This is a genomic window from Lachnoanaerobaculum sp. (assembly GCF_057250505.1).
The window spans coordinates 95,923-103,429 of sequence record NZ_DBHIEQ010000007.1; the positions used below are offsets into that span (position 1 = coordinate 95,923).

8 protein-coding genes are annotated in these 7,507 nt (G+C 33.1%); all 8 read left to right on the top strand.

Annotated elements, in window-relative coordinates; translation table 11 throughout:
• On the top strand, positions 1-3,087 hold a 3,087-nt coding region (locus ACO6FI_RS04805), incomplete at its 5' end, for a PolC-type DNA polymerase III (RefSeq protein ID WP_485456351.1).
• A gap of 181 nt (positions 3,088-3,268) precedes the next feature.
• Positions 3,269-3,604 carry a helix-turn-helix domain-containing protein gene (locus tag ACO6FI_RS04810; RefSeq protein WP_485456352.1) on the top strand — a complete coding sequence of 112 codons (336 nt, stop codon included), beginning with the start codon at positions 3,269-3,271 and terminating at the stop codon, positions 3,602-3,604.
• A complete protein-coding gene (locus tag ACO6FI_RS04815; RefSeq protein ID WP_485456353.1) occupies positions 3,605-4,363 on the top strand; it encodes an ImmA/IrrE family metallo-endopeptidase in 759 nt (252 codons plus the stop codon).
• Positions 4,347-4,901 (top strand): PIN domain-containing protein, encoded by a 555-nt coding sequence (locus ACO6FI_RS04820; RefSeq protein WP_442852200.1) that lies wholly within the window; start codon positions 4,347-4,349, stop codon positions 4,899-4,901. The genes ACO6FI_RS04815 and ACO6FI_RS04820 overlap by 17 nt, the downstream gene beginning before the upstream one ends.
• Positions 4,902-4,912: 11 nt before the next feature.
• Positions 4,913-5,560: a DarT1-associated NADAR antitoxin family protein gene (locus ACO6FI_RS04825; RefSeq protein ID WP_485456354.1), complete on the top strand. Its 648-nt coding sequence runs from the start codon at positions 4,913-4,915 to the stop codon at positions 5,558-5,560.
• 50 nt (positions 5,561-5,610) lie between these two features.
• Positions 5,611-5,769 carry a hypothetical protein gene (locus tag ACO6FI_RS04830; protein WP_485456355.1) on the top strand — a complete coding sequence of 53 codons (159 nt, stop codon included), beginning with the start codon at positions 5,611-5,613 and terminating at the stop codon, positions 5,767-5,769.
• Positions 5,770-6,085: 316 nt separating this feature from the next.
• A complete protein-coding gene (locus ACO6FI_RS04835; RefSeq protein ID WP_485456356.1) occupies positions 6,086-6,274 on the top strand; it encodes a hypothetical protein in 189 nt (62 codons plus the stop codon).
• A gap of 424 nt (positions 6,275-6,698) precedes the next feature.
• Positions 6,699-7,433: a hypothetical protein gene (locus ACO6FI_RS04840; protein WP_485456357.1), complete on the top strand. Its 735-nt coding sequence runs from the start codon at positions 6,699-6,701 to the stop codon at positions 7,431-7,433.
• Positions 7,434-7,507: the final 74 nt, after the last annotated feature.

A 7,507-nucleotide genomic window follows, 5' to 3' on the forward strand; every position in this document is an offset into this window, starting at 1 on the left:
GATGACGGTTTTATAGTGTTTGATATCGAGACCACCGGATTTTCAGCTAAAAATGACGCCATTACGGAGATAGGTGCCGTAAAGGTTGTAAACGGTGAGATAGTGGACAGATTTTCCACATTTGTCAATCCGAAAAGGCCCATACCTTTCAGGATTGAGGAGCTTACACATATAAGTGACGCAATGGTAGTCAATGCTCCTGTGATAGAGGAGGTTTTACCTAAGTTTTTGGACTTCTGTGAAGACTATATTATAGTGGCTCACAATGCAGGTTTTGATACGGGGTTTATCAGAGAGAATGCAAAGAGAATAAACAGAGAGTACAATCCGTCCATTATAGATACTGTGGCAATGGCAAGATTACTGCTGCCGGATCTTAACAGATTTAAGCTTGATACCGTATGTAAGGCTTTGAATATTTCACTTGAAGGGCACCACAGAGCCGTAAATGATGCGGAGGCTACCGCACAGATTTGGGTGGAATTTATAAAAAGGCTTAAAGACAAGGGGTTAAGCAAGCTTTCGGATGTTGCAAGTCTTGGAGAAACCAATGCGGATATTGTAAAGAAAACCAAGTACAATCATGTTATTATACTTGCAAAAAACGATATAGGCAGAATAAATCTTTATAAGTTGATTTCACTCTCGCATATTGATTTCTTTAATAAAAGACCCAGAATACCGAAGTCAATTCTTGCAAAGATGAGAGAAGGACTTATTATAGGTAGCGCCTGTGAACAGGGTGAGGTATATAAGGCGATATTGGATGATGTAACTGATGCCGAACTGAACAGGATTGTATCTTTTTATGACTACCTTGAAATACAGCCTATAGGCAACAATATGTTCTTAATTGAGGATGAGCAAAATGATATTCATTCAAAAGAAGATTTACAGGACATAAACAGAAGGATTGTGGAGCTTGGAAATGTATATGAAAAGCCTGTAGTTGCCACCTGTGATGTGCATTTTTTAAATCCTGAGGATGAGATATACAGAAGAATTATTTTCTACGGCAAGGGATATAAGGATGCCGATACACAGCCGCCTCTATATCTTCGTACCACTAAAGAGATGCTTGATGAGTTTGAGTATCTCGGCAGTGAAAAAGCCTATGAAGTTGTGGTTACAAATACCAGAATGATTGCTGATATGGTGGAGGTGATATCACCTGTAAGACCTGATAAATGTCCTCCGGTTATTGAAAACTCGGATGAGGACCTTACAAATGCCTGCTACAAAAAGGCACATGAACAGTATGGTGAAAATCTGCCTAAGATAGTTGAGGACAGGCTGAAAAAAGAACTGAACTCCATTATTTCAAACGGTTTTGCCGTTATGTACATTATCGCAAAAAAACTTGTGGAAAAGAGTAATGAAGACGGCTATCTGGTAGGTTCAAGAGGTTCCGTAGGTTCTTCCTTTGCGGCATATACATCAGGAATTACAGAGGTAAATCCGCTTCCTGCACATTATTATTGTGACTGCAAGTATGTGGATTTTGATTCTCCTGAAGTTAAGGCTTTTGCAGGAAGAGCAGGCTGTGATATGCCTGATAAAATCTGTCCGAAATGCGGCAAGAAGCTTAAAAAAGACGGTTTTGACATACCTTTTGAGACCTTCCTCGGATTTAAAGGAGACAAAGAGCCCGATATTGATCTTAACTTCTCAGGAGAATATCAACCGAATGCACATGCATATACGGAGGTAATCTTCGGTAAGGGACATACATACAGAGCCGGAACGGTTGGAACACTTGCAAATAAGACAGCCTACGGATATGTAAAGCATTATTTTGACGATAAGAATGAGAGTAAGAGAAAATGTGAGATAAACAGATTGGCTACAGGTTGTGAAGGTGTAAGAAGAACTACAGGTCAGCATCCCGGCGGTATTATAGTATTGCCGCATGGTGAGGAGATATATACTTTTACTCCGGTACAAAGACCTGCAAACGATATGACCACAAATATTATTACAACTCATTTTGATTACCACGCTATTGACCACAACCTTTTAAAGCTTGATATACTTGGACATCAGGACCCTACTATGATAAGAATGCTTCAAGACCTTACCGGAATCGACCCGGTAAAGGATATTCCTCTTGACTCAAAGGAGACAATGAGCCTTTTCCAAAATACCAAGGCACTTGGTGTTGAGCCTAAGGATATTCTTGACTGTCCGCTTGGAGCTCTCGGCGTTCCTGAGTTCGGTACCGACTTTGCTATGCAGATGTTACTTGATACCAAGCCTGAAGGACTGTCAGACCTTGTAAGAATTGCCGGACTTGCACATGGTACCGATGTTTGGCTTGGAAACGCGCAGACTCTTATATTGGAGGGTAAGGCAACCATCAGAACAGCTATCTGTACCAGAGACGATATTATGATTTATCTTATTGAAAAGGGACTTGATGAGGGAGAGTCCTTTAAGATAATGGAGAGCGTCAGAAAGGGTAAGGGACTGACAGATGAGTGGGTGGAACATATGGAAGCACATGGCGTACCCGACTGGTATATCTGGTCATGTAAGAAGATTAAGTATATGTTCCCTAAGGCTCACGCTGCCGCCTATGTTATGATGGCATGGCGAATAGCATACTGTAAGATTTTTTATCCTTTGGCATATTATACGGCATATTATACTATCAGAGCTACAGGCTTTAACTACTCACTTATGTGTATGGGCAAGGAAAAGCTTGAATACAATATAGTGGAATATAAGAAAAAGACAGATTCTACGGCTAAGGATGCAGATACTTTGCGTGATATGAGAATAGTGCAGGAGATGTATGCCAGAGGCTTTGAGTTTGAAAAGATTGACCTTTTCAAAGTTCATCCTACCAAGTTTCAAATAATGGATAACGGCAAAATAATGCCTTCACTCTCATCTATTGACGGTCTCGGTGAGACCGCGGCCACCTCAATAGTAAACGCAACCGCGGCCGGACCTTTCATATCAAAGGACGATTTCATGTCCAGAGCCAAGGTAGGAAAGAGCACCTGTGAGCTCTTAGACAGTTTGAACTTACTGGGAGATCTGCCTGAGAGTGATCAGATATCGTTTTTTGATTTGATGGGATAAAATATAATGATTATATGAAAGCGACTGAAGGTGATTTCAGTCGCTTTTTATAAATTTATTTATAGCTTGTTATTATAAATATTAATGAAATATAAACCTTGTCATATTTTTTACAGCAAATGCCCTTTACTTTATGACAAAGAATTGCTATAATATTTATATCTAATTGGAGGAGTAATTTATGATGGATTTGATCGATATTGGAAAAAGAATAAAAGGTCTTAGGAAAGATGCCAATCTTACACAAAGTAAAGTTGCAGAGTTTTTATCATTAGATCAAAGTATGATTGCAAAAATAGAAAGAGGAGAAAGAAGTATAAGTTCAGATGTTATTGAAAAACTTTCTTATCTTTTTTGTTGTACAAAAAATTATATTTTGACAGGTGAAGATTCAGAACAAAAATGTATGATTTCCTTCAGATCCGGTGACATCACAGAGAGCGACTTGGAATCGTTGACAATAATTAATAAGATAGTTTTAAATCAATTTGAGATGGATAAAATTGCGAGGCTATAGATGATTAATAAAATGGAAATAAGTAGTAAAGCTGCACTTCTTAGAAAGAAATTGGGAGAAGATGAATCATCGCCTATTGACATATTTCAACTGGTGCAGACAATAGATAAACTCACACTTGTTTTTTACCCTCTGAATAATAATATAAGCGGAATTTGCTACAAAGGAAAAAGTTCAAATGTAATTGTAATTAATTCGGATATGTCTATAGGAAGGCAAAGATTTTCTCTTGCACATGAGCTTTATCATTTATATTTTGATGAAAGCGGTATTAGTTCGGCAAGTTTAACAACTATAGGTAAGGGAGATGAAAACGAAAAAAAAGCCGATCAATTCGCATCATATTTTTTAATACCTCAATCATCTTTGTACGGACTGATTGAATCTATTAAAGGAAAAAATAAACATGATAGGCTTAATATAGAAGAGGTTATTAAAATTGAGCAGTATTACGGGGTTAGTCATAAAGCAATATTATATAGACTGATGGAGGAAGGAGAAATTGATTCGGAAGATATAAAAACGATGGAAACAGGGGTTATCGCGCTCGCTGCCAGATTAGGATATGATACGGCAATTTACTATTCTTCAGCAAAAGACAAAAAGAAAATAGTGTTGGGACATTATATAGCTTTGGCAGAAAAGCTTTTAAATGATGAATATATTTCGTATGGTAAATATGAAGAAATACTGTTGGACGGTTTTAGAGATGATATAGTCTATGGAATTGGAGAGGAGGACGGTGTTATTCTTGATTGATTCTATATTTTTTGATACGGATTGTATAAGTGCTTTTTTATGGGTTAAAAATGAAAGTTTACTTGAGACAATGTATTCAGGAAAAATTGTTATTCCTAAGGAAGTTTATGATGAACTTAATAAGCCTTCAATTCTACATTTAAAACATAGAATCGATCAACTTATTTCAAGAGGTTCTGCTAAAATAATGACAATGGACATTATGACAGAGGAATACGATTTATATAGGAATCTCACGACAATATCTGAATATAATCACAAAGTAATAGGTAAAGGTGAGGCAGCATCTATTTCATTGGCCAAAAAGTATAATGGAATATTGGGTAGTAACAACCTAAGAGATATTAAATATTATGTTGATAAATTTTCATTAAAGCATATTACAACGGGAGATATACTTGTTAAGGCATATGAAGACAATTTAATAACAGAAGATCAAGGTAATATTATATGGTCAGAAATGTTGTCTAAGAGAAGGAGAATAGGAGCGAATTCATTTACTGAATTTTTAAATATAAAAAAATATGATAATAATTAAAGGGGGAATTTATGGCAAAAAGACCTATATTTATTGCAAAGGATAAGTATCCTTTTTATACTGAGAAAACAATTGAATTTGAGTATTTTGCAGGATTTTCTGAAAGTCAAAAGAAAAAATCAATTAACTCTCTTCATAATTCATATAAAGAACAAGGTGGAGGTAATGTTTTAGAGATTTCAACAAAGGGAGATAATAATCTTGGAATAAACCTAAGCGCCTTTAACTTGTTGACCTGTATAAACGGGAGTCAATATAAGCTTGAATGTGTATTTCAAGGAAGTAAAGTGTTTGAACATGGCGGACCGTATACGGATTTATATGATGTAAAACCGTGGGAGGCAAAGAAAGATAGCCGCTTAAGAGAAAGCGGAAAAGTAATAGGATTTAGTTTGTTCGGAAAAGATTTTAAAAGCGAACCGAAAGATTTTTCCTACAATTGGATCTATATAAATGCCTTAGCTAAAAATAAAGAATATTTGGAAGAACTTGATATGTATGAGGCTTTTACAGATATTGAGTTCAATCCGAATAAGTCCATCAACTGTCAGGCCAGATCGGTTGCAATTGCAGTCGGATTAAAAAAAGCAGGTATATTGGATAAATGTATTTCGGATGAAAAAGTTTTCTTAAGTGAGGTTTACAGGGTAGAGAGTTAAGGGATAGTAGCAATGCTAAAATATTATAAATTTGTATGAGGAATTAGCTTATGAGAGGACTGCGAACAAATGAGGGAGCTAAATTTGAAAAATACTTTGCTATTATAGAAGAGGAAGCAAAAAGACTGGGAGGAGTTTTCTTTTCTGAAACAGGCGAAGGAAGAGATTTAGACCTTGAAGATATTGAAGTATGTGATTTAGCCGGATGACTTGTTCCGTTTGATCAGGCGGATGAATTTGAAGCACTGTATTTAGCTAGAAAAGATAAAGAAATATGGGACAGTGACAGATGGGATGATATGTATATTTTTGTAGACTATATAATTCTGTCAACTCTTTGTAAGTACACAGGACTTGCCTCAAACTAGTTTTTCATAATTCTAAAGTACTCTTTAATTTGCCATCTATTTTCACTTACATTAGAAAGTAGGTAGATTTGCCTGAGGCAATCAGGTATCATTTGGGGATATGATTAATAATGTTTTTATGTTATAATTATAGAAAAAATTGATTGGAGGGGTAAAAATGATTTTGGCAACTGCTGATAATATGTCTATTAAAGATACTATAGATATGATTATAACTATATTGGGATTCATTGGTGTAACAAGCGTTATTACTATTATAACAAGTTGGAATCACATGAATTTAATGAATCCAATTTGTTTTACTTTTGAAGAAATAGATAGAAGAGAAAAGTATATTTTTTTTTAATCCATTTATTAAAACTGTACTTTTAGTTTTTTTAGTTCCCATATCTATAGGAAGTGGAGTCTTATTAACCTTCTTTTTGTATAAAAATAATGGATTGAACACTAATGAAATTTTAACTAATATTTTTTTTAGTGGAATATCATTACTAGGTATAAGTTGCATTATATTTTTATTTATTATATTAAGAAAAATTATTATTTCAATAAAAAAGATAATCTATATTTTTTCATGGATATTAAAAACAATATTCTATTTTACATGTGTAATTATAGCTATATTTATTTTGCGTTTAAATATAGTTCATAATACTTTTGCTCATTTTAATTTTGTGGAACCAATTTATACTCTCATTAAGAATTTTGATTATAAAGATTTTAAAAATTATATAAATATTAAAAACTGTATTAACTATATTTGTATATGTGTGGAAATACAAATATTAGTATTTACTACTTTCATTTTTTTTAAAAAGGTTATATGCCCACTTATAAATTGGATTTCAAAAAATTTTATTTTTGTAAAAGTATTAGATATTTTTTTGTTTCATTTGAGTATCACGTTTATTTTTTTGTTTGGCTTATTATACGTTTACGAAAGGAAAATTAATATTTCGAAAAAAATAATTTTAATTTTATTTGTTTTATATAATATAATTTTTTTTATTGGCATTTTTGAAAAAATTTATTCTGATTATAGCAATAGAACTAATCTTTCCTATTTATATTATTTAGATGAAAATAGTAAGAAAACTTTTATATTCTATAAAACAAATGATATGTGGCTTTGCTCTAAAAAAGACTATATACTATGTAGTAAAAAGGAAACAAGTGAATTTTATAATAAAACTTTAGAATATAGAAACAATTTAAAAAATGTTAATAGCGACGAAATCAGAGAAAAAATATTGGATTATATTGATAAAATAGATAAATATGCTGGGTATATACGGATTAATACAAATGAAGTGCTCGATTTTCTGAGAATATTAAATTCTTGTATAGAAAATTTGAATATAGACTTAAAGAAAACAGAATTAGATGAATTAATAGATAGAATTTCACAAATAACAGAAGTTAAGCTTGTTGATCAAAACGATATACAAAAAGAGAAGTTTTATCTTTATACTGATAATAAGGATAAATTTTATAGTTTACTATAATAAATATACTAACATTAAACCTGAATTATTCACGATACAATATTTAAATTAAGTACTGTGCTATAAATCTTTAA